Below are 26,387 nucleotides of genomic sequence, written 5' to 3'. Positions count from 1 at the left end.
TGCCGGGGCGGGGGAGTCGCCGGGCGACGGGAGGCGTGGGGCATGGTGGCGGGCAGCGAGCGGGGTGTGGCGGGGCGGGGGCCCGCGCGGTGGGCGGTGCGGGCGGCCTGGGCCGTGCCGGTCGGGCTGCTGCCGTCCTCGCTGTGGCGGGTCGCGGTCGCCTTCGACGCGGGGCACACGACGGCCGAGCGCGTGTACATGCTGGTGCTGAGCTGCCTGACCGTGGGACTCGGGTGTCTGACCGTGGGCCTGGTGCGTCCGTGGGGTGAGGTGTTCCCGCGCCGGCTGCCCGGGGTCGGCGGCCGGGCGGTGCCGGCCCGCGCCGTCACCGTCGTCGCCCGGACCGGCGGCGTGCTGCTGGTGCTGCTCACCCTGTACGGCGCCCTCAACGCGGTCTTCGGGTTCGTCGGGGAGGGGCCCCGGCTCATCGGCCAGGAGCGGGAGTTCGACAAGCCGGACGCCTGGGTGGGCTGGCTCTACCTGCCCGCCGCCCCGTGGGGGTTCCTGCTGCTCGCCGTCACGGCGGACTACGCCGGGCGGACGCGGGCCGCGACCCCCGCGCGCCGCCGCTGACGGACGCCGCGCCGCCCCCGTACGGCCGCCCCCTTGCCCGCACCTATCGTTTCTCGATAGATTCAAATCGAGGAACGATAGGTGCTGTCGTAGGGCAGCGTCATGAAGGAGGGAAGGCGATGGGACGACTGACGGTCCTGGCGCTGCGCGCCGTGCTCGGGGCGCTGCTCGCCGGCTCGGTGTTCGTGCAGGCGGTGATGGTGCCGCTGCTGGCCGCCGACCTGCGCGACTTCGGTCTGCGCACGCCGGTCGTGGTGATCGTGCTCCTGGGGGTCGTGGCGGCCCAGGTGGTCCTGGTCTGCGTATGGCGGCTGGTGACGATGGTGCGGCGGGGGACGGTCTTCTCCCACGGCGCCTTCCGCTACGTCCACACGGTGATCGGCGCGGTGACGGCCGCAGCGCTCCTGGTCTTCGCGCTCGGCGTCGTCCTGGCCCCGGGCGAGGACGTGGCCCCGGGGGTCGTGCTGCTGATCGGCGGAGTCGGTGTGGCCGTCCTGGGCGTGGCCCTCATCGTGCTCGTGCTGCGCATGCTCCTCGCCCAGGCCGTGGACCGCGACGCCGAGGCGGCCCGGATGCGGGCCGAGCTCGCCGAGGTGATCTGATGCCGATCGTCGTCGACATCGACGTCATGCTCGCCCGCCGCAAGATGTCCGTGGGTGAACTCGCCGAACGCGTCGGCATCACCCCCGCCAACCTGGCCGTCCTGAAGAACGGCCGCGCCAAGGCGGTCCGCTTCACGACCCTCGCCGCACTGTGCGAGGTGCTGGGCTGCCAGCCGGGTGACCTGCTGCGGTGGGAGCCGGACGAGCGGGGCGCCGAAGCGCGGCCAGGGGGGCCGGCGGCCGCCGAGGAGGCGGTGGAGGCGTAGCCGCCGTCACGGTTCACTCTTGACCGCCATGTACTTTGCGTCGCAAAGTTGATTCACGGCGGGCGGCGCGCATGCGGTCCGCTCCTCAGCGCGCCGCCGGGCGCCGACCACAGGGGGACACATGGGGACATCCGCACCGAGCGGGGCGGCATCCGGGCCGGGGACGGACGCGGCCGGCCTGCTCGCCGCGACGGAAGGGCTGCGGGCCAGGACCCGCAGCCGCACGAACGGCGCGTGGATCACCCTCCTCGGCCTCGGAACGCTCGCGCTGGCAGCCGCCCCGATCGCCCGTCACGCCTTCAACTTCGGTGCGCACGGACGCGACATCGGCTCCTACCCCGCCTTCGCCTACGCCGAGCTGTCCGGCCTGTGCGTGGTCCACGAACCGGGAACCCCCTGCCTGGAGGGCGAGTTCGACGGTGCCGTGCTGCGCTTCGTGGCCTGGGGGGCCTGGTTCGCGCTGCTGCCGCTCGCGTGGTTCCTCGTCGCCCGCTGGTACCGCCTGCGCGGCGAGTCCCGCGGCGTCGTCCCCCGGCGGCGCGTGTGGGTCACCGCGATCGCCGTGGCCACCGCGGTGATCACGACGGCCCTGGCCGCGCTCCTGTTCGGCAGGAACCAGCCCTGGGAGGCCGTGCTGCTGGAGAACCGCTACGCGTCCCCGTGGTACCTGGTCGGAGTCGGCCTCCTCGCCCTCGGCGTCGCCGAGCGCAGCGCCGTCACCGTGGCGGCCGGCATCGCCCACGCCTCGCTGCTCACCGCGTACCTGGGAGCATCCTGGGGCACCGGCTGGCTCCCCTGGCACCACCCCGCCGACCCCGGCTGGGCCGACGGGCCGCAGGCCAAGGCGCTCCTGCTCGCCGCCGTCCTGCTCCTCGCCGGCCTGGGCGAGCGGACGGTGGCCCGCCGCCGGGGCACGACCGGCCCGACCGGTGCGGTTACGGTCGTCCCATGACCGTCGACGACCCGACCGCCGCGCAGGACGACCAGGAGGGACCGCATCCCACCCGGGCCCTGGACGACACCGTCCACCAGCGGGTACGACTCGGTGTCCTCACCATCGCCCACGAGGCCGACCGGGTCGACTTCGGCTTCCTGAAGGAGCAACTGGCCGTCACCGACGGCAACCTCTCCCGGCACCTGAGGGTCCTGGAGGACTCCGGACTGATCACCGTGGAGAAGGGCTACGCCGGCCGGCGCCCCCGCACCTGGGTCGCCCTGACCCGGGAGGGCGCCCACGCCCTGGACGCCGAACTGCGCGCCCTGCGCGCCCTGGTGCGGCGCCTGGAGACTCCCCGGGACGGGACCTGAGCGGCGGGGGCGCGCGCCGCTCGGCGCCGCCGCCGACGTGTCCGGTGCCGCCGGGAGCGGGTGCCGAAGGCCCCGGACCGTGTGCGGTCCGGGGCCTTCGCGCCGGCACCCCGGATCGGTTCTGTCCGGAGTCGGGGACCGGGGTGTAGCTTTCCGGTCCCATCTTGGTGGTTTCCGGTCGGAACAAGAGTCAACTCTTGGCAGCTACACCTGATTCCGATCGACAATGCCTCAGAGGTGGGGCTGGGGTCACTGCGTGGTGCGGCTGAGTACGCCACTCACGTTCAGGACCTCGTGGCACCCCTGCGCCTGACGGCCGGACGCCGGTGTACCGGGCTTCTCGCAGGTCACTTCGACGGTCACGGTGTCGTTCTCGGGGATCTTGATGGGGGTCACCCAGTGGTAGTCCTGGTTGCGGAAGGTCTCCAGCGCGATCGTGGTCACCTTGCGGTCGCCGAACGTGATCGTCAGCAGCCCCTCGTCGCCCTGGAAATTGGCGACAACGATGTCCGTCACCCCGAACACACTGCCCTCGGGCACCCGGTACGTACCGGTCTTGGTCTCCCCGCCGGACGTCTGCACGTCGATGGTCTCGGAGCTCTGCCGGCCACCGCCGGCCGAGGTGCCGTCGCCGGCCGAGGTGCCGTCGCCCGACCCGGACGGTGCCCCCGACCCCTGACCGCCGCCCGCACCGGTGCCGCCGCCCGCACCGGTGCCGGTGCCCGCACCGGTGTCGGTGCCGGTGCCGGCACCCGTGCCGGAGCCCGGGGCCCGGCCCGCTGCCCCCTCCTCCCCGGCGGGTGTGGGACGCGGCTGGACCGCCTCGGTGGCGGCCTCCCTGGCGGCGCTGCGCACCGCCGGGCGGACCAGCGCGAACCAGGCGAGCAGCAGGGCGAGCAGCGCCGCGAGCACCACGAGCAGCCACCTGGGGAAAACCGGGATCTGGACGAACTCGGCGTCCAGCGGCGCCCGGACGGCGGGCTCGTCCTGTCGCGTCTCCTCCTGGTCACCCGTCTCCGTGGTGTCCACGGTGAACGGCCACACCACGGGGGCGCCGAACCACACCGGCTTGCCCGTGCGGACACGCAGGCCGACCTCCGCCGACTCCCCGGGCTCCAGCGTGCGCTCCGCCGGAGTGAAGGCGAACCCCAGCTCCTCGCCCGCCTGGCCGGCGGTGAAGCCCACCCCGACCGGCGAGTTGCCCTGGTTGCGGACGGCCAGCCGGTAGCGGCCGCGCAGCCAGCCGCGGCGGCGGCGCGGGGTCAGCTCGGTGTGCAGCTCGCGGAACTCCCCGACGTGCACGGTGGTTTCGAGGACCTGCACCGACTCGGGGTGCTCGGCCGGCAGGACCCGTACCCCGAGGGGCAGCTCACCGGCCCTGACCTCCGGGGAACGCGGCGGCGTCAGCCGGAGCGTCACCGTCTCGGAGGTGCCGGGGTACAGGGAGACCCGTGCCGGTTCCACGGTGGTCCAGGCGGCGCAGTCCCCGACGACCTCCAGGCTGTACGCCTCGACGATGTCGCTGTCGTTGCGGACCGTGAGCACGGCCGTGGCGGTGTCCCCCGGCGCCACGGTCACTTCCGGAATGCCGAGTCCGGGCGCACCGGGACGGGAAGAGGCTGCAGAAGGCGTCACGCCGCCACGGTAGGACCGCGTCCGGGCCGTCACGACAGGCGCGAGGGCAACGTCCGGGCAGTCGCGGTGCCCGGAGGTGACACCCGCCCCCGGCACCGGGGAGCCGCGGTCACGGCCCGCCGGCCCGCGCGGGCCGCCGGACGAGCGCCCGTGGCGCGTCCGCCGCCGCGAGGGCGCCGGTCCGCGCGCCGCCCTCCGGCACCCGCCCCGCTGCCCGTCCGCCCGCTTCCCCGCCTCCTGTTCCCCCGCTCCCGTACCGCCCCGTCACGCATCCCATCAGACAGGTAAAACCGTCATGCCCACTCAAGAGAAGGCCGGACCGCCCATGTCCGCCACCACCTCACATGTGCCCACCCCGGCCTGGCCCATGCGCGGGACCTCCCGTTCCGAACGGCCCGAGCGGGTGACCGTGGCCGTCTACGCCGCCGACCCGGTCCTGCGCCTGGGCGTCGTCCAGCAGCTCCGCCAGCGCCCCGAGATCGATCTGCTCGCCGACGCCCACGCCGGGGGCGCGGAGGTCTCGCTGGTGGTCGTCGACCACGTCGACGACGACGTGGCGGCCCTGCTGCACCGGCTGCGGCACAACAGCGCCACCCGCACCGGCCTGGTGGTCGCCACCCTCGGGACCGGCTCGCTGCAACGCGTCATCGAGTGCGGTGTGGCGGCGGTGCTGCGGCGCGCCGAAGCCGACCAGGACCAACTGCTGCGCCTGGTGCTGGCCATCGCCAACGGCGAGGGAGTGCTGCCCGGCGACCTGCTCGGCAAGTTACTCACCCACGTGGGCAGCCTCCAGCGCGCGGCGCTCGACTCGCGGGCCGTGTCCCTGTCCACGCTGACCACGCGTGAGGCGGACATGCTGCGCATGGTGTCGGAGGGCCTGGACACCGCGGAGATCGCCCGCAAGACGGCGTACTCCGAGCGGACCGTCAAGAACGTGCTCCACGAGATCATCACGCGGCTGCAGCTGCGCAACCGGGCCCACGCGGTCGGCTACGCGCTGCGCAACGGGCTGATCTGACGGCCGCTCCGGCCGGCCGGGAACGGGCGCTGCCCGAAAGCGCACCGCACGCTTCCCCCGGGTATGGCCCCGCCGCCCTGCCGGGCCGCGCGCGGTCCGCCGCAGGGTGGCGGGGGCACATCCGGGTGCCGCACCAGACTGCGAGGGGAACCGTGATGAGAAGCGCTGGCCCCGGCGGGCGGTACCGCCCGGGACGGCTCGGCCTGGCGGTGCTGTTGCTGGTGCCGCTGCTCGCGGCGACCGCGGCCGCCGGGCAGGACGACGCGGACGCCCCGCCGCGGGTGGCCGAAGCCGCGGGCACCCGGGACACCGCGGCCACCCGGATCACCTACGCCGGCACCCGGCACCGCAGCCTCGGCGAGGCCGCGACCACCACCTCCAGCACCCCGCTGTTCGGCACGGGCCCGGCCCACTTCGACGTCCAGCCGTCCGCCCTGGGCGACCGGCTGGTCTTCGCGAGCCGCCGCGACGAGCGCAACCCGCAGATCTACCTGCGGTCCGCCGACGGCTCCGTACGCCGCCTCACCAAGGGAATGAACGCGGCACACCCCCGGCTGACGCCGGACGGCCGGTCCGTCGTCTTCGACTCGGCCGGACGCGGCGGACCGGACGGCCGCACCCAGCGCGACCTGTGGCTGGTGCGCACCGACGGCACGAGCCGTCCGAAGCGGCTGACCGACACCCCCGCCGACGAGGAGAGCCCGACCGTCTCCCCCGACGGGCGGCGCCTGGCGTACTCCAGCGACAGCGACCCGTCGGCCGGACCGCAGATCTACGTACGGGGCCTCCGCGGCGGCCCCGCCAAACGGGTCACCGACCCCGCGAACGGCGCCGCCACCGAGCCGGTGTGGAACCCGGTCGACGACGCCGCCCACCGGGGCCTCATCGCGTACACCGCCACCGCCGAAGGGGCGAACGGGCCGCGGCTGCGGATGACGGACGGCACCGACGGGAGCACCGACGGGCCGCTGCTCGGCGGCGCGCGGGCCGGGTGGCGGGCGCACGGCGCGTCGTGGCTGCCCGGCGGGAACGAGGTGCTGTTCCTGAGCCCGGAGATCACCTGCGAGTGCGAGGGCGACTGGGACCACGTGTTCCGCACGCCCGTGCGCTCCGCCGCCACTCCCGGACTGGTGCTCGACGAGGACCGCGAGGTGCTGTCGCCCACCTGGCTCGGCCCCCTCGACGGCGGCGGCGCGGTGGTGGAGCGCACCTCGGCGTCCGGCCCGCACCAGGCGACGCTGCAGGACGTGCGGACCGACGGGTCCGATCCGCGCGACCTCGGGCTGACCGTCCTGACGGAGGACCCCGAGGCCGACACGAACACCGATACCGCCAAGGACCCGCTGTTCCGGCCGAGGGCCGGCTACGACCCGTGGACCGAACGGCAGAACTACACGCCGGACGGCCGCCGGATCGTGCTGACCCGGTTCGAAGGCCCCCCGGACCGCCGGGTCGTGCGGATCTGGACGGCGGACGCGGACGGCAGGAACGCGGCGTACCTGCCGCTCGCGGGACGCGCCCCCGGCGACTGGGACACCGATCCGGCGTTCTCCCCGGACGGCAGGTACCTCGCCTTCACCCGGATCTCGCCGGGTGGCACCGGACCGGGCGCCGGATTCAGCCGGATCCTCGTCGCGGAGGTCGCCACCGGCGCGATCACCGGCGAGATCGTCCCGCCCGGCGAGGAGCTCCAGGGCCAGGACGCCCAGCCCGCCTGGTCCGCCGACGGCACCACCCTGGCCTTCACCCGCAACCACGTGATCGACGGGAGCGGCGGCAACAAGCACATCTGGACCGCGCCCGTGAACGCGCTGGGCCGGCAGCACGACCTGAGCGCCGAGAACTGCCCGGACGACTGCAAGGTCATCGACGACAGCCCGGCGTTCTCCCCGGACGGGCAGAGCATCGCCTTCAACCGCAAGAACGGCGGCGGGCGGATCGACGAGCACAACGGCCTCCTCCTGACGTCCCTGTCGGGCGACGAGTGCCGGGTGCTGCTGCCCGTCGCCGCCCGCGACGTGCCCGACGGCTGCGGCCTGGAGCTGCCGGACACCTCGGCCACCGGCCCGCACCAGCCGCGGGACGCCGCCTGGACGGCCGACGGCGCGGGCCTGGTGTTCACCGCCCGCCACCGGCGCGCCGTCAACAGCCCCGAGAAACTGAAGTACCTGGACATCGCGTCCGGCGACCTCGTCGCCCTCACCGGCGCTCTCCCGGGCCGCCAGAAGGAACCCGGCGTCCAGCAGTCCGTGGACCTCGCGGTCCGGGCACCCGGCAGCACCGGCGAGGTCACCGTCGGCCGGTCCACCACGGTCCGTGTCGACGTGGTGAACCGCGGCCCCGCCGCCTCACCCGGCACCCGGCTGACGGTCGCCCCGCCGGCCGGCGTGCGCATCACACGGCTGACCTGGCCCGGCGGCACCTGCGACGCCGCCTCCCTGCAGTGCGACGTCCGCGTCGTGCCGCCCGGAACGGCCGTCCCGGTCGACGTCACCCTCACCGGGCTGACCCCCGGTGACGCGCCGGTCGGCTGGTCGGTCACCGGCACCGTCCTCGATCCGCGGCCGAGCGACAACGCCGGCCGGACCGTGGTCCCGGTGCGCGAGGCCACGCCGCCGCCGACGAGCCCGCCGCCCGCCTCCCGGCCGCCCACGCCGGCGCCGCCCGCCCCCCGGCCGCCGGCCACGGAGCCGCCCGCCCCCGTACCGCCACCGCCGGCCGAGCCCGCGGCGGGCCCCGGGGTACGCGTCACCGCCCAGCCGAACCCCGGCTACGTCGGAGGACGCGTCGTGGTGACGTACACCGTGCGCAACGGCCGCAACGCCCTGGCCACCGGGCTGCGGCTGCGCCTCGGACTGCCCGCGGGCATCCCCGGCAGCGGGCCGCCGCCGGGCTGCGACGCCTCCTGGCTGTGCGCGCTGCCGGACCTGGAACCCGGCGCGAGCACCGTCGTGCGGGTCGTCCTCAGCCCCGTCAAGGCGCTGACCGGCCGGGTCACCGGCCACCTCACCACCACCGGGACGGACGCCGACCGGAGCGACAACACCGCCCGGCAGCGGCTGCGCATCCTCCAGCCGCGCATCGTCGCGGTGCCGGAGATCGGCAAGCCCGGCTTCGTCACCTCCGTGCGCGGCCGCGACTTCCCGCCGGGCGTACCGGTCCGGTTCGCCTGGAACCCGGGCATCACCGCCGCGGCGGCCCCGACCGTGCCGAAACCCGACGGCACGTTCACCGGCCAGCTGCTCATCCTCGCCAAGGACCAGACCGGGCCGCGCGTCATCACCGCCAGGGGCCCCGGGTTCTCACCGGTGCGGACCGACTTCCTGGTGGTCAGCGGTTCCGTGCAGCCGCCCGACGAGGTGACCCGCCGGTGATCCACGAGGTCGACGAGGGGCTGCGCCGGCTGCTCGGTGAGTCCGGCCTGGAGGCGTCGGGCGTCGAGGTGGTCTTCGACGCGCCCACCCGGGACTGGGCCGCGCGGCGCAGCGCGCCGACGGTCTGCGTCTTCCTGTACGACATCCGCGAGGACCCCGTCCGGCGCGGCAGCGGCACCGAGGAGGTGTACGACGCGGACGGACACCTCGTGGCGCGGCGCACCCCGCCCCGCTGGTTCGATCTGACCTACCTGGTCACGGCGTGGGCGAGCCGCCCCCAGGACGAACACCGGCTGCTCTCGCAGGTGCTGGCCTGCCTGGTGGCCACCGACACGCTGCCCGCGCGGCTGCTCACCGGCACCCTCGCCGAACTGGGCCTCACCGTCGCCCTGGACACCGCCGGGGCGGCGGCCGACGCACCGGCCGCCGCCGATGTGTGGTCGGCGCTCGGCGGGGAGCTGAAGGCGTCACTCGGAGTGCGGGTACGGGCGCCGCTCGCCGGGGTGACCACGGCCGTCGCGCCGCCGGTCACCGAAGGGCTCGTCGTGCGCTCCGCCGCCCGCCGCGAAGGCGGGGAAGCGGAGCCGGGGCGCCGCCTGCGCTACCTGGAGACGAGCGATCCGGGCCCGGAGGGCTTCACCGGTCCGCGCGAGCGGGGCGCTCCCCCCGCCCGGCGCCGCCGCCGCGGGGAGCGCCAGCCGTGACACACACCACCGAGCCGGCCCCGCCGGTCCCCGGAGACGCCGGCACCGCCCCGCCCACCGGCACCCGGCCCGACCCGGCCGGCGGGGCCGACGCCCTGTGGGCGCGGCTCCACGCGGTCGAGCAGCGGGTGCGGCACGCGGTGGCGGCCCGGCGCGCCACCGACCCCGACCCCGACGACCCGTACCGCGGCCAGTACCTCAGCCCCGAGGCGGCGGCCCGCCTCCTGGACGAGCCGGGCGGGCTCGGCCTGCCCGGCCACACCCCCCGGCAGCCGCCGCCCGGTTCCGTCCTCGGCGGCCTCGCCGCGCGGTTCGGGCTGTCGCCGCTGGACGTCGACCTGCTCCTGGTCGCGGTGGCGCCCGACCTGGACGCACGGTTCGAGCGGCTCTACGGCTACCTCAACGACGACCTGACCCGCCGCCGGCCCACGGTCGGACTCGCCCTGGAGCTGTGCGGTCTCACCCCGACGGCGCCCGGCCGGTTCCGCCTCGCCCCCGGAGCACCACTGGTCGACGGGGGACTGGTCGAGGTCACCGAGCCGGAACGGCCACCGCTCTCCCGCGTCCTCGTGGTCCCCGACCGGGTCACCGCGCACCTCCTGGGCCACGCGCGGCCCGACGCCCGCCTCACCGGCGTGCTCGACGAGGCCCGGGACGACCCGACCGCCGAGCCCGCGGACGTCACCCGGGCGGCCGCCGCGGCCGGGACCGGCACGGGCCTCGTCCATCTGCGCACCCGGGGCGGCGACGCCGAGGGCCTGGCCACCGCGGCCCTGCGCGCGGCGGGACTGACCCCGCTCGTCCTGGACGCGGCGGCGCTCGCCCCGCGTTCCGGCGAGGTACCGGAGCTGGCGCGGGTGGCCGCCCTCGAAGCCCGCCTCACCGGTGCCGGGGTCGTCCTGGGCCCGCTCGAAGCGCTGCCCGCACCGCCGGCCGAACGGGCCCGGACGCTCAGGACGCTGTGCACGGCACTGCGCGGGATCCCGCTGCTGACGCACGGCACCACCGGCTGGGACCCGGCCTGGGCGGCCGACACCCCCGTCGTCCTGACCGTGGCCGCGCCCTCCCCCGAGCGGCAGGCCGCGCGCTGGCGGCACGCCCTGGAACGGGCCACCGGCGACGGCCCGGGCGGCATCTCCGTGAGCGGCGACGCCGAGGCGCTCGCCCGCGCGGTGGCCGCGCACCGACTGGACTCCGGACAGGTGCGCCGCGCCGCCGACGTCGCCGTGCGCACGGCCGTCCTCGCGGGCCGCCCGGTCCGCCCCGACGACCTGCGCACCGCCGTGCGCGCCCAGAACGGCGCGGGTCTCGACCGGCTCGCCCGCCGGGTGGAGCCCGGCGTCGGCTGGGACGACCTGGTGCTCCCGCCGCTCACCCACCGGCGGCTGCGCGAACTCGCGCTGCGCGCCCGGCACCGCGAGCAGGTGCTCGGCCAGTGGGGGATGCGGCCGGGCGGCGGGCGGGGGCGGGGCGTGATCGCGCTGTTCGCCGGCGCGTCGGGCACCGGCAAGACCATGTCCGCCGAGGTCGTCGCGGCGGACCTGGGCATGGACCTGTACGTGGTCGACCTGTCCACGGTCGTCGACAAGTACGTGGGGGAGACCGAGAAGAACCTGGAGCGGATCTTCACCGAGGCCTCGGCCGTCAACGCCGTGCTGCTCTTCGACGAGGCCGACGCGATCTTCGGCAAGCGCTCCGAGGTGAAGGACGCGCACGACCGGCACGCCAACATCGAGTCGGCGTACCTCCTCCAGCGCATGGAGTCGTTCGACGGGATCGCCGTCCTGACCACCAACCTGCGGGCCAACCTGGACGAGGCGTTCACCCGCCGCCTCGACGTGGTGGCGGACTTCCCGGTGCCGGACGCCGGGCAGCGGCTCGCCCTGTGGGAACGCTGCCTGGGCGACCGCGTGCCGCGCGCCGCCGGCCTGGACCTCGCGTTCTGCGCGGACCGCTTCGAACTGGCCGGCGGCTCCATCCGGGCCTGCGCGGTGACCGCGGCCTACCTCGCGGCGGAGACCGGGGAACCGCTCACCATGCGCCAGCTGGTGACGGCGGTCGCCCAGGAGTACCGCAAGCTCGGACGGCTGATCCTGCCGGGCGAGTTCGGCCCGTGGCTCGAGGTGGCCGTGGACGTCTGAGAGCGGCCCGCTCAGCGCCGGGAGCCACCGGGGCCGTGGATCTCGCGGTCCCGCTCGTAACCCTCCTGCGCCCAGCCGGCGATCTTCCGCAGCTCGGCCTTCAGCTCGTCCCAGGTCTTGTAGTAGTTGCCCATCGCGCGGATCTCCATCGGGATCACGGTGCTGCCCTCGACGGAATGCGGGGCGATCTCGTTCATGCCGCCGAACACCTGCTGCTGGGACACGCTCGGCTCACCCTTCAGGGCCGACCTCGCGTAGGTCTCCAGCGTGACCGGTTCGAGCCCCGGCAACGCACGGGTGCCACGGTCGAAGAAGTCCAGCTTCTGGCCCGGCGTCTCCGTCTTCTCCTGGAATGCCGCCAGCCGGTTGACGATGTGGTTGTTGTTCCTCCGCAAGTAGGCCTGGGTGTCGCTGTCGAGGAGCTTGAAGGCGTCGGCGAGCCGGGAACGGGAGAGGAAGATGGTCAGGTTCTTGATCTGGCCCCCGTCCTGTTCCTGCGCGAGGTAGTCGGCCATCGCGGCGACCTGGGTGTAGTAGAGCTGGAGGAAGCCGTCGAGGGAGTCGGTGTCGGTCCGGGCGCGCTTCTTGCCGGTGGCCGAGTTCTCGAACTTCGCCAGTTCGGCCTCCGCGAACGGTGCGGCCTGGTTCAGCCGGAACAGGGCCCGCGGCAGCGGGGCCTCCGCGAGGCTCGGCGCCTCCTCCCGGTAGTGGCGGAACATCAGGGGGACACCGGCCAGCGGCACGCCGACGGTGTACTGGACGTAGAGCCCGTCCCCCTTGCCCGGCCGCCCGGCCTTCTCGGTGTAGCCCTCGTTGCTGAGGGTCACGTCCCGTCCGCCGGGCAGTACCTGCAGGTCGACCGTGGCGCTCTCCAGCGGCGTGCCGTTGACCGCCGCGTAGAAGTCGTCGCGCACCCTCTTGATCTCGTCGACGATCCGATCGAGTTCCGCCGGGCCCGCCTCCGCCTGGGAGCCCACCACCTGCACGGCGCCGGAGACGAACTCGACGTTGGAGTAGTTGCCGCCCGCGTCCAGGCGCCTGCTGTCCGAGACGACCGTGAAGTTCTCCCTCTCGCTCTGGGCGAGGTTGGTGTCGCCCGCGAGTTTGTTGCCGAGCCTGTCCTTGACCCGCTTGTCCACCTCCACCTCGAACCCCTCCATGCGCTGCACGGGGAGCTCCGGCACCGGGGCGGGGGCGGCGGGGGCGGTCTGGGCCGCCACGGGCCGGCCCGCCGGCCGGGACATCACACGGGTGGCCGTCGCCTCGGCCTCGCGCTCGAAGCGGTCCGACGGGTCGGAGACCGACAGGCCCGCACCGTTGTCCGTGCCGGACACGGGTCCTTGACGCTGCTGGACGACATGGGTGAGCTCGTGGGCGAGGGTGTGCTTGTCGCCGCCGCCGTCACCGATCACGACATGGCTGCCGGAGGTGTAGGCGCGCGCTCCGATGGCGCGGGCCGAGCGGGCGGCGGCGGGCCCGGTGTGCAGTCGTACGTCGGAGAAGTCCGTGCCGAAACGGGACTCCATGTCCTGGCGCACCGGTGCCGCGAGGGGCTTGCCGGCCGAGCGCAGCACCTCGTGCACGCCATGGTCCTGCTCCTGCGGAGCGGCCGTGGGGCGGGCGCGGCGGGCGATCATCGCGGTCACCGCGGCGTTGCCCGCGCCGCACTGTGCCGCGTGGAGCGCGTCGGCGGTGAGCGGCGGCGGTACGGCGGCGCCGCCCGGGGACGCCTTCCGGCCGGCGGCGGGGCCGGGTGCCGTCCGCTCGTTCTCCGCCTGCCCGGCGCGCGACCTGGACGTCCGCATCTGCTGCCTCCTCGTCGACGCGCCCCCGGCGCGGCCCCCAGTGGACCGCGCGGGCGCCCGGGGCGTCCAGGTCCGTACGGGCAGAGCGAGGGCAAGTCCGGGTGGCCGCGGGGCGGTGGGCGCGCGCGGGCGGAGGCAGCGTTCCTGCCCCCGGCCGGGTCCGCACGTCCCTGTCGCCCCGGCCGTCCCGCCGCGCAGACTCGGCCTGGACACAGGTGACTGACCAGCGAGGACCTGAAGGAGCGAGCATGCCGACGTACCTCACCCCGGGCGTGTACGTGGAGGAGGTGCAGTCCGGTGCCCGACCGATCGAAGGGGTCGGCACCGCCGTCGCCGCGTTCGTCGGGTTCGCCGGGACCGGCCCGTTCCACGCGCCGACGCTGGTCACCAGCTGGGACCAGTACACCCAGCTGTTCGGCGGCTTCACCGAGGGCGCGTACCTGCCGCACGCGGTGTACGGGTACTTCGCCAACGGCGGGGGCGCCGCGTACATCGTGCGGATCGGAGGCTCCGCCGAGGACGCCTCCGCCCCGGCGGCCGGCGGCGGCCGGCCGGCGGAGCCGAAGGCGGCGCAGCCGGCGGAACTGGGCGGCTTCCTGGTCGCGGCCCGCCCGGGCGCCGCCGGGGTGTCGGTGGAGGTCGCCGACGCCGACGGCGAGAACCCGCCGGAGGACCGCTTCAAGCTTCTCGTCCGCCAGGGCACCCAGGTGGTGGAGACGTACGAGGCGTCCGCCCGCAAGAACGTCAAGGGCTACCTGGTCACCCAGGCCCGCGCCTCCAAGCTGGTCGAGGTCACCGAGCAGCAGGGCACCCCCCAGAGCCGGCCCGCCAACCAGACCGTGACGCTGGCCGACGCGCCGGCCGCGCCCGCCGCTCCCGGCTCCGGCGAGGTGGCCCGCCTCGACCCGGCCGAGTACGTCGGCGACGCCGGGGCCCGCACCGGGTTCGGCGGCCTGGAGACCATCGACGAGATCACCATGGTCGCGGTGCCGGACCTGATGAGCGCCCACCAGCGCGGCGACATCGACGCCGAGGGCGTGCGCACCGTGCAGCTCGCCGTGATCTCGCACTGCGAGCAGATGGGCGACCGGGTCGCGGTCCTGGACACCCCGCCCGGGCTGACCGCCCAGCAGGTGCGCGCCTGGCGCAACGACGAGGCGGGCTACGACTCCCGGTACGCCGCCCTGTACTACCCGTGGGTGCGGGTCTTCGACCCGGCCGCGGGGCGCAACACCACCGTCCCGCCGAGCGGCCACATCGCCGGCGTGTGGGCGCGCAGCGACGCCGAGCGCGGCGTGCACAAGGCGCCCGCCAACGAGGTGATCCGCGGCGCGGTCGACCTGGAGCTGCGGCTCAGCAAGGGCGAGCAGGACCTGCTGAACCCGATCGGCGTGAACTGCGTACGGGCCTTCCCCGGCCGGGGCATCCGGGTGTGGGGCGCCCGCACCCTCTCCTCCGACCCGGCCTGGCGCTACCTCAACGTGCGCCGCCTGTTCAACTACCTGGAGGAGTCGATCCTCCTGGGCACCCAGTGGGTGGTCTTCGAGCCGAACGACGACCGGCTCTGGTCGAGCATCCGGCGCAACGTCACGGCGTTCCTCACCGAGGAGTGGCGCCGGGGCGCGCTGTTCGGCCGTACCGCCGAAGAGGCGTTCTACGTGAAGTGCGACCGCGACAACAACCCGCAGGAGTCCATCGACCAGGGCCGGGTCGTCTGCGAGATCGGCGTGTCGCCGGTCAAGCCCGCGGAGTTCGTGGTGTTCCGGCTGGCCCAGTTCTCCGACAGCACCAGCCTCATCGACGAGTGACCCGCGGGTCCGCAAGGAAAGGTGACAGACAGTCATGGCAACGGGCGATGCTCTTTCCACCCATGTCTTCGGCGTGCAGCTCGGTGGCTACCTGGTCGAGTCGATCCAGGAGATCAGCGGTCTGACCGTCGAGGAGGACGTCGTCGAGATCAAGCAGGTCAGCGCCGAGGGCAAGCAGATCATCCGCAAGCAGCCCGGCGGCCGGCAGGCAGGCGAGATCACGATCACCCGGGGACTCGACCAGAGCAGCGAGTTCACCAACTGGATCAAGGAGACCCTGAACAACGGCGCCGTGAACGCCGCGCGCCAGAACCTCACCATCGAGATCAAGGACACCGAGGGCACCACCGTCCGCCGCATCCAGCTCATGCAGGGCTGGGCCTCCAAGTGGGAGGGCCCCTCCCTGAGGGCGGGCGAGTCGTCCGCGGCCACCGAGTCCGTCACGATCGTGTTCGAGGAGATCATCGTCGAATGAGGCGCCGTACGGTGACGGCGGGCAGCCTGGACGAGATCCTCCAGGTGACGGCACCCGCCCCGGCGACCGAGCAGCCGGCGGCACCCCCCGCCGCCGCCCCGCCGCCACGAGAGGACCACGGGCTGCGCACCGAGTTCGAGTTCGAGCTGCCGCGCGGATACGTCGACGAGGCGGGCACCGTGCACCGGCACGGCGCGATGCGCCTGGCCACGGCGAGGGACGAACTGCGCCCCCAGATCGACCTGCGGGTCAAGGAGAACCCCGCGTACCTCAGCGTGGTGCTGCTGAGCCAGGTGATCACCCGGATCGGCTCCATCACCGATGTGCACGCCGGCATCGTGGAACGGATGTACGCCACCGACGTCGCCTTCCTCCAGGACTTCTACCGCCGCGTCAACAGCGAGGGCCACACCCGGGCGGCGGTGACCTGTCCGCACTGCGAGGGCGGCTTCGAGGTCGACCTCTCGGGTGGGCGCCTGGGGGAATCGTGACGTACGCACTTCCCCGGCTCCGGGAGGAGATCGCGTACGTCGCCTATCACTTCCACTGGCCGCGCGAGGAGATCCTCGACCTGACCCACGACGAACGCCGGCAGTGGGTGGCCGAGATCGCCCGCATCAACACCCGCGTGAACGAAGGCGGTTGAGCACATGGCATGGCGCGACAGGCTGCGCCGCCGGGCCGCCGGACCGAACACCGCGGACCCCGCGCGGGAACACACCGCGGCCGAAGCGGCCGGCCCGCCTGCCGGGGCCCCGGACCGGAGCGCGCCCGGCACCCCGGCCCCCTCCTCGCCCGGCGACTGGGACGGCGGCTGGCGCCGCACCCCACCCCCGGTGCTCACCGTGTCCCGCGCCCCGCTCGGCGTCAGTGACGGTCTTGCCTTCCGGGCGGGCCTCGCCGCCTGGCAGGATCCGACGTTCGACTCCGGGCTCGGGCACGCCCTGCTGCCCACGGCCCCGGCCGGCCTGGTGCGCGGCGTCACCCGCCCGGCCGCCCCGCGAGCCACCCACGGCGGGGGAGGGCCACTGCTGCTCCGGACGCTGCGACCGGAGGGGGCGGGCGGGCCGCGGGGTGACGCGCCGGACACCGGGCTGCCGGACGCGGGGGCCTCGGACGGCACGTCCCGCCCGTCGGCCGCTCGGGCACCGCAGGGGCCGGGCGAGGTCGCACGACGCGCACGCCCGGGCGCCCGGCGGTCGGGTACGGGGTCGTCCGGTACGGGGTCGGCTGGTTCGGGGTCGTCCGGCACGGCGTCGGGTGGTTCGGCTTCCTCGCGTTCGGTATCGGGTGGTTCGGCTTCCTCGCGTTCGGCGTCGGGTGGTTCGGCCTCCTCCGGATCCGTCCCGTCCGTTGCGGCGTCCTCTGGTTCCGGGTCGTCCGGTTCCGGGCCGTCCGGTTCCGGGTCGTCCGGTTCCGGGTCGTCCGCTTCCGGGTCGTCCGCTTCCGGACCGTCCGGTTCGGGGCCCGCGGTGGCGCGTTCCAGCGGCGACGGCGCCGTCGGGAAGGGCCGCGGGAGCGGCACTCCGCACAGCCGTGGCCTGACGTCCGCCGATTCCCCCGCCGTGCTCTCCGCGTCATCCCCCGCCGTCCAGCGGGCGGCGCGACCCGGCGCCGAACCGGTGGTGGCGCCCGCCGACACCGGCCGCCGGCCGGCCGTGCCGGAGATCCCGCTGGTGCGGCGCGTGTCGGTGGTTCCGGACACGGCCGCCGGCCGGTCCGCGGCCCGGCCCGCTGCCGGCGGGCCCGCCGCGAAGGCGCGGTCCGGGTCGCCCGAGCCGGACTCCGGTGAGGCCTCCGGGTCTCCGGCCGGGACCGGCGGTCGTACGCGTTCCCGTCCGGACGGCCGGCACGCCGCGGCCGGGACGACCGGGTCGCGGCCCGACCCGGCAGACGGGCAGCGGGAGACATCCCGGGCCTCCGCTGCCGGCGTGTCCACCCCGGCCGTCCGGCTCCGCCCGGCGGGGCCCTCCCTGACCGTCGCCCGGCGCCCGTCCGGACCGGTGCGCCGCGTGCCCGCCCTGCGGCCCGCCACCCTCCCCGGTCCCGGCAGCCCCTCCACCGCGGCCGAACCGGCCGGGGCGAGGGAACGCCCCGCGGCCCCGGCACGGGGCGGGCTCACCCGCGCGCCGCTCGGCGCCCCGCTGAACGAACTGCCCGCCACCGCGGTGCCGCTGGCGAAGGACGCCCCCGTCCCGCCCCCCGCGCCCGGTGCCAAGGCCGCGTCCGGTCCGGCGCTTCCCGTCGTCCAGCGCCGCGCCGAAGGCCCGGCCGGCGCCGAGGGCCCGCACGAGGGCGGGGCGAAAGCGGCTCGCGGCGGCACCCAGGACAGCCCCGCCGCACCGGACGCCGGCCCGCACCAGCCCTCCGCCCGCACCGGGGCACGCGCCCGCGGCGGGCTGGGCGCGCCGCTGCCCGCGCTGCCGCCGAGCGCCGACCTCCCGGCCGCCACGGCCGCCCCGGCCACCACCTCCGTCTCCGGCCCGGACGGCCGGCCGGGCCCGGTACGGCAGGACCGGGGACCCCACGTCTCCCCGGCACCGTCCGGGGCGGACGCACCGCTGCTGGGGACGGCTGACGTGCAGCGCCGCCTCGCGGCCGGCTCCGCCGGTCCGAGTCCCGCGGAGCCCGGCCCCGCGCATCACGGGAACGGGCCCGCCACGCCCCTGGTGACACCGTCCCCGGCCACCACCGAGCCCAGGAGCCCGGCACCGGTGGTCGCCGCGGGTGAGGCAGGCGCCGCACAGGCCACGCGACGGCCCGGCACGGCGTCCGGCGGCGAGCCCGGCCCCGGCGGCCGGCGGCAGCACCGGGACCCCGCCGCACCGGTGCCGCTCGTCGTCGCCCGGAGCGTGTCCGAGGGCACGTCGGGTGCCTCGGGCGCTCCGCCCCTCGGCCCGCCCGGCCCGCACCCACTCCCGGTGACCCGCTCGGCGGCCCACCCCGCCATGGCGGCACCGCGCACCCTCTCACTGCTCGCCGCGCGCCCGCTCTCCCTGAACACCCGCGCCCCGGAAGGCGCCGCACCACCCGCAGCCCGCACCGGCGGCCGTCCCGTGGTGGCGCCCCGCTGGCCCGCCGCCCACACCACCCCGCAGCCGGCCACGCCCTCCCCGGGTGCACCGGCCGCCCCCCGGGGCAACCCCGCGCCGCCCGCCCGTGAGCCCGCACGGCCGCCGCGGGGCCCGTCCGCGGTCGCCCCGGCGACGGCACCGGTCCAGCGGGCCGCCGCCGTCCGCACCGGACCGCACGGACCGGGCGCAGACGCTGGCACACGCGCAACCACAGGCACAGGCACAGGCACCGACACAGGCGCAGGCGCAGGCGCACGGAGCACCGGCTCCGCGGCCCCCGTTCAGCGCGTCCCGGTCGTCCGGCCCCTGCCGCCGCTGCCGCGGACGCCCGGGCCCGGCGCGCACGCCGCGTCCACCGCCGTACCGGCGCGGCCCCTGCCGGTGACCGCCCCGCAGGCGCCGCCGCTCGCGGACCGACCGCCGGCCGCGCCGGTGGCGGCCCCGGCGGTGGCCGTGCCCGTGGTCCGGCGGAAGAGCGCGGGTCCCGGGGGCGTGCCCGGCGGGACGGCGGCCCCGGTGCAGCGCACCGGCTCCGGCGGCGGTGACCGCGTACCCCCGGGCGGGCCCGGCGCGCCGGTACCGGCACCCGGCCGGCCGCGGTCCGCCTCCATGTCCGCCGCTACGGCCGCGTCCGCCACGAAACCCCCCTCGGCCACGACGCCCGGCTCCGCCAGGAGCGCGGCCCGGAGCGCCGAGCCGGCGCAGGATCCCGGTCTCGACCTGGACGACCTGGCGCGGCGCCTGCTCGACCCGGTCGCCCGGCTGCTGCGGGCCGAGCTGCGGCGCGGCCGGGAACGCATGGGCCGCCTCCACGACGGACGCCGTTGAGGGCCGCTGAACGACGAGGCCGAGGGACGGACGAGGTCAGGAACGGATGAGGTCAGGGAACACATGAGGTCAGGAAACGGATGACGGACAGCATCTTCGCGACGAGCGTGTTCTTCCGGCTCGCGATCGGCGGCGACGACCTGGGCGCCTTCCACACCTGCTCCGGCATGGGCGCCGAGGTCGAGATCGAGAGCTACGCCGAGGGCGGCAACAACGGCTTCACCTGGCAGCTGCCCGGACGCGTGACCTGGTCGAACATCACGCTCACCCGGCCGGTCACCACCGACACGGTGAAGATCGGCCGCTGGCTCGACGAGACGCTGAAGCGGGTCGAGCCCAAGGACGGCGAGATCGTGGCCCTGCGGCCGGACCTGACCCCGATCGTCAGCTGGCAGGTCTTCGGCATCGTCCCGGTGCGCTGGCAGGGGCCGTCGTTCGACCCCGGCAACCCGGCACCGGCGGTGGAGAGCCTGGAGATCGCCCACGAGGGCCTGCGCTGGTCCTGACCCGCCGACCCCCGCCGTCCACCCGCCGACCCCCGCCGTCCACCCGCCGGCCCCCGCCGGCCCCCGCCGTCCACCCGCCGACCACCAGCCGTCCCCACCCCGCACCCGCCCCGTAGGAAAGGAGGTACCGGCATGTCCCCAGCGGTCCGCTCCAGCCGGGCCAGGGCCCAGCTGACCCTGAAGGAGCCCCCCGCGTCGGTCGGCGCGAAGCCGGGCGGGACGATCGCGCGGCTCGACCTCCAGTTCAACCCCTCCACCCTGCAGCTGCGCAAGACCACCGAGTGGCGGCGTTCCCCGTCCCGGATGGCGGAGCAGTCGGCGCTGCCCGAGTTCGTCGGCAGCGGCCCGCGCGAGCTGAGCCTGGAGGTCTTCCTGGACGCCACCGCCACCCACGACAACTCCGTGGAGCAGGCGGTGGAGAAGCTGATGAAGGCGTGCGTGCCGACCCCGGCCAGCCTGGGCCGCAAGAAGCCGGCCAGCCCGTGGGTGCGGTTCGAGTGGGGCACCGCGCGGACGACCTCGTTCGACGGGGTGCTCTCCAGCCTGTCGGTGACGTACACCCTCTTCGACGTGGACGGCAAGCCGCTGCGGGCCACCTGCGCGCTGTCGATCGAGGAGGCGAGCGTCGACCCGCCGGGACAGAACCCGACGTCCGGCGCGCGCACCGCCCGCAGCACGCACACCGTGGTGGCGGGCGACAGCCTCGCCCTGCTGGCCTGGCGGGAGTACGGCGACGCGACGGCCTGGCGGGTCATCGCGGAGGCGAACGGGATCGACGACCCGATGGCGCTCGTGCCCGGCACCGAACTCGTGGTGCCGGGGCTGCGGGACGCGGGCGGTGAGGAGGAGCGGTGACCACACCGGAGGGGCGCGGCGGCCGGTCGTTCGCGGCGGACCCCGTCATCGAGACGCCCGCGGAACTGCCGCCGGTCTGGGCCGCCCAGCTCGTGAGCTGCGTGGTCGACGAGAACGTGGGCCTGCCCGACGCGGCACAGCTCACCTTCCGCGACCCCGACCACGAGTTCCTCAGGGCGACCGGCATCACCATCGGCACCCCGCTCAGGGTGTCCGTGGTGACGGTGTCCGGGCAGGCCCGCGAGCGGCTGTTCGACGGCGAGGTGACGGCCCTGGAGGCGGACCGGGACCGCACGGGCTCGTTCACGGTGGTGCGCGCCTACTCCAAGGCGCACCGCCTCCAGCGGGGGCGGAAGGTGGTGGCGTACCGGAACATGACGGCGGCGGCGATCGTCCGCAAGGTGGCCGCCGGGGCCGGGCTGGCCTGCGGCACCGTGGAGGCCGCGCCGGTCACCTACCGGCAGCTCTCGCAGGCCAACGTGTCCGACTGGGACTTCCTCCAGTACCTCGCGGCCGAGAGCGGCGCGCAGGTGCGCGTCGACGACAAGGGGCTGCTCCAGTTCACCCGGCCGCGGAAGGCGTCCGCGGCGCCCGCCCCGTCGACCCCGGCCACCCGGAACCCGATGGTGCTGGAGTACGGGCGGAACCTGCTCGCGCTGCGCGCGTCGCTGTCGGCCGCGGACGGCGCGTCCCAGGTGGAGGTGCGCGGCTGGGACGTCACCACGAAACGGCCGCTGGTGGCCCGGCAGCCGTCGGTGGACAGCGAGACGGTGGTGCCGGGTCTGAGCCCGGCGTTCGCCGCCCGGTTCGGCACGTCCGCGAAACTGACCGTCACGGACACCCCGTACCGCACCCAGGCCGAGACGACAGCGGTCGCGGACGCCACGGCCGCCCAGGTCAGCGCGGGATTCGGCGAGCTGGAAGCGGTGGCCGAGGGCAACCCGCGGCTGCGCGCGGGCAAGCCGGTGGCGCTGGGCAACGTCGGGCACGCCTTCTCGGGCAAGTACACGGCGACGGCCGTGCGGCACGTCCTGGAGCCGCACGGCGGGTACCGGACGACGGTGTGGGTGAGCGCGAGCCCGGACCGCTCCCTCACGGGCCTGGTGGCCGGCGCGGGCTCACCGGGCCGCGGGCCGCGCATGCCGGGCCTGGCGATCGGCGTCGTGACGGACGTGCGCGAGCCGGGCGGCGCCGAGAGCGGCGCGGTGCGACTGAAGTTCCCCTGGCTGGACGACACGTACACCACCGACTGGGTGCGCACCGTGCAGTGGGGCGGCAGGGGCGGCGGGGGCGTGGTGAGCCCCGAGGTCAACGACGAGGTGCTGGTGGGCTTCGAACAGGGCCTGCTGGACAGCCCGTACGTCATCGGCGGGCTGTACAACGGCGTCGACAAGCCGTCCCCGCACGACGTCCCGCTGATCGACCCGACCACCGGCAAGGTCAACCGCCGCTCCGTCGTGTCACGTTCGGGACACCGGGTGGAGCTGCTGGACGCCAGGGCACCGGGCCCGTCCGGCGTCAGGCTCACGACCGGCGACGAACGCCTCGAAGTGTTCCTCGACGACCGGCGCGACCGCATCGAGCTGACGGTGTACGCCAAGGGCCGGCAACCCCTCACCTCCGTCGTGCTCGACCGGCAGGGCATCACCCTGGACGCGGGACGGGGCGACGTGAGCGTGTCGGGCCGGAACGTGGACATCCAGGGCCGGGTCGGGGTGAAGGTCGGCGGCCGTTCGGTAAGCGTCACCGGCAGCTCGGACGTCACCGTCGACGGTGGCCTGCTGGGCGTCCTCAAAGCCAAGCTCATCCGCATCAACTGACCCCGTCCCCACTGCCGTAAGGAGTGCCGCATGCCGGCCGCAGCCCGTACCGGTGACCCCACCGACCACGGCGGTGTGATCGCCACCCCGCCGCCCGGCGCCGCCGCGGCCGTGGCCCGCGTGCTGATCGGCGGCCGCCCCGCCGCCGTCACGGGCAGCCTGCACACCTGCCCGATGCCGCCGCACGCGGCCACCGGCCCGGCCAACGTCATCCTGCCCAACCCGGCCGCGGCCACCGTCCTGATCGGCGGGATGCCGGCCGCGCGGGCGCGGGACCGGACCGCGTGCGGCGCGATGATCCTCACCGGCGCCCCCAACGTCCTGATCGGGGGCGTGTGATGAGCGAACGGTTCATCGGGCGCGGCTGGGCGTTCCCGATGCGGGTCGGGCCGACCGGCGGGATCGCCCTGGTCGAACGGGGACGGGAGATCGAGGAGGCGATCCGCCTGGTGCTCGGCACCGCGCCCGGCGAGCGCCCCATGCGCCCCGAGTTCGGCTGCGGCATCCACGACTACGTCTTCGCCCCCGGCGACGGCGCCACCGCCGGACGCATCGCGCAGCAGGTGCGCGAGGCCCTGGAGAGGTGGGAGCCGCGCGTCGCGGTGGACGACGTGGTGGTCGCCTTCGACGCCGTCGAGGACGGCACCCTCTACATCGACGTGCACTACACCGTGCGCTCCACCAACGACCGGCGCAACCTGGTCTTTCCCTTCTACACGATCCCCTCCGAGGAGGGGGCCGAGAATGCGGTCGCGGACTGATGGCCCTGCCCTCCCCGAACCTGGACGACCGGCGGTTCCAGCAACTCGTCGACGAGGCGAAACGGTACGTGCAGCAGCGCGCCCCGGAATGGACCGACCACAACGTCTCCGACCCGGGCGTCACCCTGATCGAGACGTTCGCGTACCTCGTGGACCAGCTGCTGTACCGGCTGAACCGGGTCCCGGACAAGAACTACACCGCGTTCCTCGACCTGCTCGGCATCCGTCTCTTCCCGCCGGCCGCGGCCGTGGCCGAGGTCGACTTCTGGCTGTCGGCGCCGCAGCCCGACACGGTGGCGCTGCCCGCGGGCACCGAGGTGACCACCGCGCGCGGCGGTGAGACCGACGACGCCGTGGTGTTCACGACCACGGCCGAACTGCACATCCTGCCCAGCGAACTGACCCGCCTGGTGACCGCGCACCGCAGCGGCGAGCAGACCGACCGGACCGGCGCGCTCGCCGAAGGCCGCGACATCCCCTGCTTCCAGGCCACGCCGGAGCCGGGTGACGCGCTGCTGTTCGGCCTGCCGACCGCGGTGCCCGGCTGCATCGTCGCGGTGCGCCTGGACAGCCGCGTGGAGGGCGTCGGCGTCGACCCGCGCCAGCCCCCGCTCGTGTGGGAGGCGTGGGACGGCGGCGGCTGGCGGATCTGCGAGACCGGCCCGGACACCACCGGCGGGCTGAACCGGCCCGGCGAGGTCATCGTGTACGTGCCGGCCGGGCACACGGCGTCGGTGATCGGCGGGACACGGGCCGGCTGGCTGCGCTGCCGCGTCACCGCGGCCGAACCCGGCCAGCCGTTCTACTCCGAGTCCCCGACGGTGCGCGAGGCCGCGGTGTTCACCGTGGGCGGCACCATGTCCGTCGAACACGCCGAGACCGTGACCGACGTCCCGCTCGGCACCTCCGAGGGCGTCGCCGGACAGACGTTCCGGCTCGGCCGCCCGCCCGTCCTCCTCGACGGCGAGCCCCCCGTGGTGGAGGTGTCCACGGCCGACGGATGGCAACGCTGGGACGTCGTCGAGCACTTCGGCCGGTCCGGCCCCGACGACCGGCACGTCCGGGTGGACGCCACCACCGGCGAGTTCAGCTTCCCCCCGGTGCTGCGCGAGCCGGACGGCACGCTGCGGCAGTGCGGCGCCGTCCCGCCCAAGGGCGCCCACGTGCGGGTGGCCCGCTACCGCACCGGCGGCGGCCCGGCCGGCAACGTCGCCCGCGGCGCGATCTCCGTGCTGCGCTCCTCCGTCCCGTACGTCGCCCGGGTCGTCAACCGGGAGGCCGCGCGCGGCGGGGTCGCGGGGGAGACCGTCGAGAACGCCCGGCTGCGGGCACCGCAGGCGCTGCGGATGCAGGAGCGCGCGGTCACCGCCGAGGACTACGAGATCATCAGCCGCCAGGCCGCCCCCTCGGTCCGCCGGACCCGCTGCCTGCCCGCCGCGGAGGGCGGCGGCGCGGTACGGGTCCTGGTGGTGCCGGACGCGGTCGCCGACGAGGGCGACGACCGGCTCCGCTTCGAGCAGCTCATCCCCTCCGACCAGGTCCTCGAAGCGATCACCGCGAGCCTCGACGAGCGGCGCCTGATCGGCACCCGCGTGGTGGTGGAGCCGCCGGTCTACCAGGGCGTCACCGTGGTGGCCCGGCTCTCGGCGGCGCCGGCCGACACCGACCGGGTGCGCGAGGCGGCGCTCGCCGCGCTGTTCCGGCACCTCAACCCGCTGCACGGCGGCCCGGACGGCACCGGCTGGCCGTTCGGGCGGCCGGTGCAGTACGGGGAGCTGTTCGGGGTGCTGCAGCAGGCCACCGGCAACGCGCTCGTGGAGGAGATCCGCCTCTTCCCCGCCGACCCGATCACCGGCCGGCGCGGCACGCCGACGGACCGTATCGACCTCGACCCGGGCGCGCTGGTCTTCTCCTACCAGCACCAGGTGGTCGTCACCCCCGCCGAAGCGGGGGTACGGGCATGAGCCGCGCCGCCGTACCCGGCCTGCCGAGCCGCCACCCGATCGGCGCGCAACTGCCCGCCCTGTACGCCGACGACGACTTCGCGCAGCGGTTCACCGCCGGCCTCGACACCGTCCTCGCCCCGGTGTTCGCCACCCTGGACAACCTGACCGCCTACCTCGACCCCCGGGTGGCCCCGGCCGACTTCCTGGCCTGGCTGGCATCCTGGGTGGGCGCCGCCGACGACCCGCAGTGGCCGGAGGAACTGCGCCGCGAGGCGGTCGCCCGCGCGGTCGAGCTGCACCGCCGGCGCGGCACCCGGCACGGCCTGGTCGAGTGCCTGCGGCTCGCGCTCGGCGCGCACGCCGAGGTGACCGGGGACGGCGGCGCGGTGTGGTCGAGCACCCCCGGCGCCGGCCTGCCGCCGCCGTCGCCCGACGGCCCCCTGGTCCGCGTGTGGCCGGGCCGCGGCACACGCATCGACCCGGACCGGGTCCGCGAGATCGTCCGGGCCATGTGCCCGGTGCACACCGTCTGCCGGGTGGAGATCCTCCCCGGCCCACCCGCCGACGAAGGGAGGTGACGCCATGCGCGCGTGCCCCTCGTGCGGGGCGTCCAACGGCCCCACGGACGACTTCTGCGGCAACTGCGGCGCCTACCTCGGCTGGTCGGACCCCAGGCCCGCCCCGGACGCGCCGCCGGAACCCCCGGCCGCACCGGACGCGGCCCCGCCACCTCCCCCGGCGGACGAGCCCGCGCCCGAGCCCGCGTCCGAGCCCACCGCGCCTCCCCGCCCCGCGTCACTGCGGACCCGGCTGACGGGCCGCGACCGCGGGCGGACGAGCGAGCCGGGCGCCACCCCCGCCCCGCGCCCGGCCGGCCCCGACCCCGCG

General features: G+C 75.6%; 23 protein-coding genes. 21 read left to right on the top strand and 2 right to left on the bottom strand.

The features are described 5' to 3' along the window. The first annotated feature begins 42 nt into the window (after positions 1 to 42). From SGLAU_RS14610 to SGLAU_RS14590, 5 genes are all read left to right on the top strand, one after another. The gene (locus SGLAU_RS14610; RefSeq protein WP_052413756.1) at positions 43 to 573 is read left to right on the top strand and encodes a hypothetical protein; all 531 of its coding nucleotides are present in this window, start codon (positions 43 to 45) and stop codon (positions 571 to 573) included. A 119-nt stretch (positions 574 to 692) separates the two neighbouring features. Beyond that, a complete protein-coding gene (locus SGLAU_RS14605; protein ID WP_043501751.1) occupies positions 693 to 1,175 on the top strand; it encodes a DUF2975 domain-containing protein in 483 nt (160 codons plus the stop codon). Continuing rightward, positions 1,175 to 1,441, top strand: a complete 267-nt coding sequence (locus SGLAU_RS14600) for a helix-turn-helix domain-containing protein (protein WP_043501748.1) — start codon at positions 1,175 to 1,177, stop codon at positions 1,439 to 1,441. Before SGLAU_RS14605 ends, SGLAU_RS14600 begins: the two co-directional genes overlap by 1 nt. A gap of 121 nt (positions 1,442 to 1,562) precedes the next feature. Next, positions 1,563 to 2,393 carry a hypothetical protein gene (locus tag SGLAU_RS14595; protein ID WP_052413755.1) on the top strand — a complete coding sequence of 277 codons (831 nt, stop codon included), beginning with the start codon at positions 1,563 to 1,565 and terminating at the stop codon, positions 2,391 to 2,393. Beyond that, a complete protein-coding gene (locus SGLAU_RS14590; protein ID WP_043501747.1) occupies positions 2,390 to 2,749 on the top strand; it encodes a winged helix-turn-helix domain-containing protein in 360 nt (119 codons plus the stop codon). The genes SGLAU_RS14595 and SGLAU_RS14590 overlap by 4 nt, the downstream gene beginning before the upstream one ends. Positions 2,750 to 2,998: 249 nt before the next feature. On the opposite strand, the gene SGLAU_RS14585 is transcribed toward SGLAU_RS14590, so the two are convergent. Beyond that, positions 2,999 to 4,384 carry a hydrolytic protein gene (locus SGLAU_RS14585; protein ID WP_078958049.1) on the bottom strand — a complete coding sequence of 462 codons (1,386 nt, stop codon included), beginning with the start codon at positions 4,382 to 4,384 and terminating at the stop codon, positions 2,999 to 3,001. A 367-nt stretch (positions 4,385 to 4,751) separates the two neighbouring features. On the opposite strand from SGLAU_RS14585, the gene SGLAU_RS14580 reads away from it, so the two are divergent. The 4 genes from SGLAU_RS14580 to SGLAU_RS14565 all read left to right on the top strand — a co-directional run bounded on the left by SGLAU_RS14580 (position 4,752) and on the right by SGLAU_RS14565 (position 11,621). Next, positions 4,752 to 5,402 carry a response regulator transcription factor gene (locus SGLAU_RS14580; protein ID WP_052414100.1) on the top strand — a complete coding sequence of 217 codons (651 nt, stop codon included), beginning with the start codon at positions 4,752 to 4,754 and terminating at the stop codon, positions 5,400 to 5,402. Between the two features lie 155 nt (positions 5,403 to 5,557). Next, a complete protein-coding gene (locus SGLAU_RS14575) occupies positions 5,558 to 8,776 on the top strand; it encodes a DUF11 domain-containing protein (protein WP_043501744.1) in 3,219 nt (1,072 codons plus the stop codon). Then, complete coding sequence (locus SGLAU_RS14570; protein WP_043501742.1) at positions 8,773 to 9,480, top strand: DUF4255 domain-containing protein; 708 nt, start codon at positions 8,773 to 8,775, stop codon at positions 9,478 to 9,480. The genes SGLAU_RS14575 and SGLAU_RS14570 overlap by 4 nt, the downstream gene beginning before the upstream one ends. Continuing rightward, complete coding sequence (locus tag SGLAU_RS14565) at positions 9,477 to 11,621, top strand: ATP-binding protein (RefSeq protein WP_078957721.1); 2,145 nt, start codon at positions 9,477 to 9,479, stop codon at positions 11,619 to 11,621. Before SGLAU_RS14570 ends, SGLAU_RS14565 begins: the two co-directional genes overlap by 4 nt. An 11-nt stretch (positions 11,622 to 11,632) precedes the next feature. Here the strand turns inward: SGLAU_RS14565 and SGLAU_RS36220 are convergent, their stop codons facing one another. After that, on the bottom strand, positions 11,633 to 13,426 hold the full coding sequence (locus SGLAU_RS36220; RefSeq protein ID WP_052413754.1) for a DUF4157 domain-containing protein: 1,794 nt from the start codon (positions 13,424 to 13,426) through the stop codon (positions 11,633 to 11,635). A gap of 248 nt (positions 13,427 to 13,674) precedes the next feature. On the opposite strand from SGLAU_RS36220, the gene SGLAU_RS14555 reads away from it, so the two are divergent. The 12 genes from SGLAU_RS14555 to SGLAU_RS14505 all read left to right on the top strand — a co-directional run bounded on the left by SGLAU_RS14555 (position 13,675) and on the right by SGLAU_RS14505 (position 26,077). Beyond that, a complete protein-coding gene (locus SGLAU_RS14555; protein WP_043501740.1) occupies positions 13,675 to 15,234 on the top strand; it encodes a phage tail sheath family protein in 1,560 nt (519 codons plus the stop codon). 34 nt (positions 15,235 to 15,268) lie between these two features. After that, positions 15,269 to 15,709, top strand: coding sequence for a phage tail protein (locus SGLAU_RS14550; protein WP_043501737.1), 441 nt, complete (start codon positions 15,269 to 15,271; stop codon positions 15,707 to 15,709). After that, positions 15,706 to 16,200 (top strand): zinc-ribbon domain-containing protein, encoded by a 495-nt coding sequence (locus SGLAU_RS14545; RefSeq protein WP_043501735.1) that lies wholly within the window; start codon positions 15,706 to 15,708, stop codon positions 16,198 to 16,200. The genes SGLAU_RS14550 and SGLAU_RS14545 overlap by 4 nt, the downstream gene beginning before the upstream one ends. Further along, the gene (locus SGLAU_RS35650) at positions 16,197 to 16,355 is read left to right on the top strand and encodes a DUF6760 family protein (protein ID WP_164540787.1); all 159 of its coding nucleotides are present in this window, start codon (positions 16,197 to 16,199) and stop codon (positions 16,353 to 16,355) included. Before SGLAU_RS14545 ends, SGLAU_RS35650 begins: the two co-directional genes overlap by 4 nt. Before the next feature lie 1,285 nt (positions 16,356 to 17,640). Continuing rightward, a complete protein-coding gene (locus SGLAU_RS14540) occupies positions 17,641 to 19,611 on the top strand; it encodes a hypothetical protein (protein WP_159072778.1) in 1,971 nt (656 codons plus the stop codon). Positions 19,612 to 19,691: 80 nt separating this feature from the next. After that, complete coding sequence (locus SGLAU_RS14535) at positions 19,692 to 20,117, top strand: phage tail protein (RefSeq protein WP_043501731.1); 426 nt, start codon at positions 19,692 to 19,694, stop codon at positions 20,115 to 20,117. Between the two features lie 132 nt (positions 20,118 to 20,249). Then, complete coding sequence (locus tag SGLAU_RS14530; RefSeq protein ID WP_043501730.1) at positions 20,250 to 20,972, top strand: LysM peptidoglycan-binding domain-containing protein; 723 nt, start codon at positions 20,250 to 20,252, stop codon at positions 20,970 to 20,972. Beyond that, positions 20,969 to 22,792 carry a VgrG-related protein gene (locus SGLAU_RS14525; RefSeq protein ID WP_043501728.1) on the top strand — a complete coding sequence of 608 codons (1,824 nt, stop codon included), beginning with the start codon at positions 20,969 to 20,971 and terminating at the stop codon, positions 22,790 to 22,792. Before SGLAU_RS14530 ends, SGLAU_RS14525 begins: the two co-directional genes overlap by 4 nt. A gap of 30 nt (positions 22,793 to 22,822) precedes the next feature. Beyond that, positions 22,823 to 23,131, top strand: a complete 309-nt coding sequence (locus SGLAU_RS14520; protein ID WP_043501726.1) for a PAAR domain-containing protein — start codon at positions 22,823 to 22,825, stop codon at positions 23,129 to 23,131. After that, the gene (locus SGLAU_RS14515) at positions 23,131 to 23,553 is read left to right on the top strand and encodes a GPW/gp25 family protein (RefSeq protein WP_043501724.1); all 423 of its coding nucleotides are present in this window, start codon (positions 23,131 to 23,133) and stop codon (positions 23,551 to 23,553) included. Before SGLAU_RS14520 ends, SGLAU_RS14515 begins: the two co-directional genes overlap by 1 nt. After that, positions 23,553 to 25,517, top strand: coding sequence for a putative baseplate assembly protein (locus tag SGLAU_RS14510; RefSeq protein ID WP_043501723.1), 1,965 nt, complete (start codon positions 23,553 to 23,555; stop codon positions 25,515 to 25,517). Before SGLAU_RS14515 ends, SGLAU_RS14510 begins: the two co-directional genes overlap by 1 nt. Then, positions 25,514 to 26,077 carry a phage tail protein gene (locus tag SGLAU_RS14505; protein WP_043501721.1) on the top strand — a complete coding sequence of 188 codons (564 nt, stop codon included), beginning with the start codon at positions 25,514 to 25,516 and terminating at the stop codon, positions 26,075 to 26,077. Before SGLAU_RS14510 ends, SGLAU_RS14505 begins: the two co-directional genes overlap by 4 nt. The last annotated feature ends 310 nt before the right edge of the window (positions 26,078 to 26,387 follow it).

The sequence above is a fragment of the Streptomyces glaucescens genome (genome assembly GCF_000761215.1).
Taxonomy (GTDB): Bacteria; Actinomycetota; Actinomycetes; order Streptomycetales; family Streptomycetaceae; genus Streptomyces; species Streptomyces glaucescens_B.
Note: the sequence above shows the minus strand (reverse complement) of the source record. Positions and strands in the feature narration are given on the sequence as shown.

What these genes read in the sequence shown, in the direction of transcription:
- SGLAU_RS14580 (WP_052414100.1), top strand. Translation starts at nt 4,752, where the DNA reads ATGCGCGGGACCTCCCGTTCCGAACGGCCCGAGCGGGTGACCGTGGCC.
- SGLAU_RS36220 (WP_052413754.1), bottom strand. Translation starts at nt 13,426, where the DNA reads ATGCGGACGTCCAGGTCGCGCGCCGGGCAGGCGGAGAACGAGCGGACG.
- SGLAU_RS14605 (WP_043501751.1), top strand. Translation starts at nt 693, where the DNA reads ATGGGACGACTGACGGTCCTGGCGCTGCGCGCCGTGCTCGGGGCGCTG.
- SGLAU_RS14600 (WP_043501748.1), top strand. Translation starts at nt 1,175, where the DNA reads ATGCCGATCGTCGTCGACATCGACGTCATGCTCGCCCGCCGCAAGATG.
- SGLAU_RS14610 (WP_052413756.1), top strand. Translation starts at nt 43, where the DNA reads ATGGTGGCGGGCAGCGAGCGGGGTGTGGCGGGGCGGGGGCCCGCGCGG.
- SGLAU_RS14520 (WP_043501726.1), top strand. Translation starts at nt 22,823, where the DNA reads ATGCCGGCCGCAGCCCGTACCGGTGACCCCACCGACCACGGCGGTGTG.
- SGLAU_RS14505 (WP_043501721.1), top strand. Translation starts at nt 25,514, where the DNA reads ATGAGCCGCGCCGCCGTACCCGGCCTGCCGAGCCGCCACCCGATCGGC.
- SGLAU_RS14515 (WP_043501724.1), top strand. Translation starts at nt 23,131, where the DNA reads ATGAGCGAACGGTTCATCGGGCGCGGCTGGGCGTTCCCGATGCGGGTC.
- SGLAU_RS14575 (WP_043501744.1), top strand. Translation starts at nt 5,558, where the DNA reads ATGAGAAGCGCTGGCCCCGGCGGGCGGTACCGCCCGGGACGGCTCGGC.
- SGLAU_RS14530 (WP_043501730.1), top strand. Translation starts at nt 20,250, where the DNA reads ATGTCCCCAGCGGTCCGCTCCAGCCGGGCCAGGGCCCAGCTGACCCTG.
- SGLAU_RS14545 (WP_043501735.1), top strand. Translation starts at nt 15,706, where the DNA reads ATGAGGCGCCGTACGGTGACGGCGGGCAGCCTGGACGAGATCCTCCAG.
- SGLAU_RS14535 (WP_043501731.1), top strand. Translation starts at nt 19,692, where the DNA reads ATGACGGACAGCATCTTCGCGACGAGCGTGTTCTTCCGGCTCGCGATC.
- SGLAU_RS14550 (WP_043501737.1), top strand. Translation starts at nt 15,269, where the DNA reads ATGGCAACGGGCGATGCTCTTTCCACCCATGTCTTCGGCGTGCAGCTC.
- SGLAU_RS14590 (WP_043501747.1), top strand. Translation starts at nt 2,390, where the DNA reads ATGACCGTCGACGACCCGACCGCCGCGCAGGACGACCAGGAGGGACCG.
- SGLAU_RS14595 (WP_052413755.1), top strand. Translation starts at nt 1,563, where the DNA reads ATGGGGACATCCGCACCGAGCGGGGCGGCATCCGGGCCGGGGACGGAC.
- SGLAU_RS14555 (WP_043501740.1), top strand. Translation starts at nt 13,675, where the DNA reads ATGCCGACGTACCTCACCCCGGGCGTGTACGTGGAGGAGGTGCAGTCC.
- SGLAU_RS14510 (WP_043501723.1), top strand. Translation starts at nt 23,553, where the DNA reads ATGGCCCTGCCCTCCCCGAACCTGGACGACCGGCGGTTCCAGCAACTC.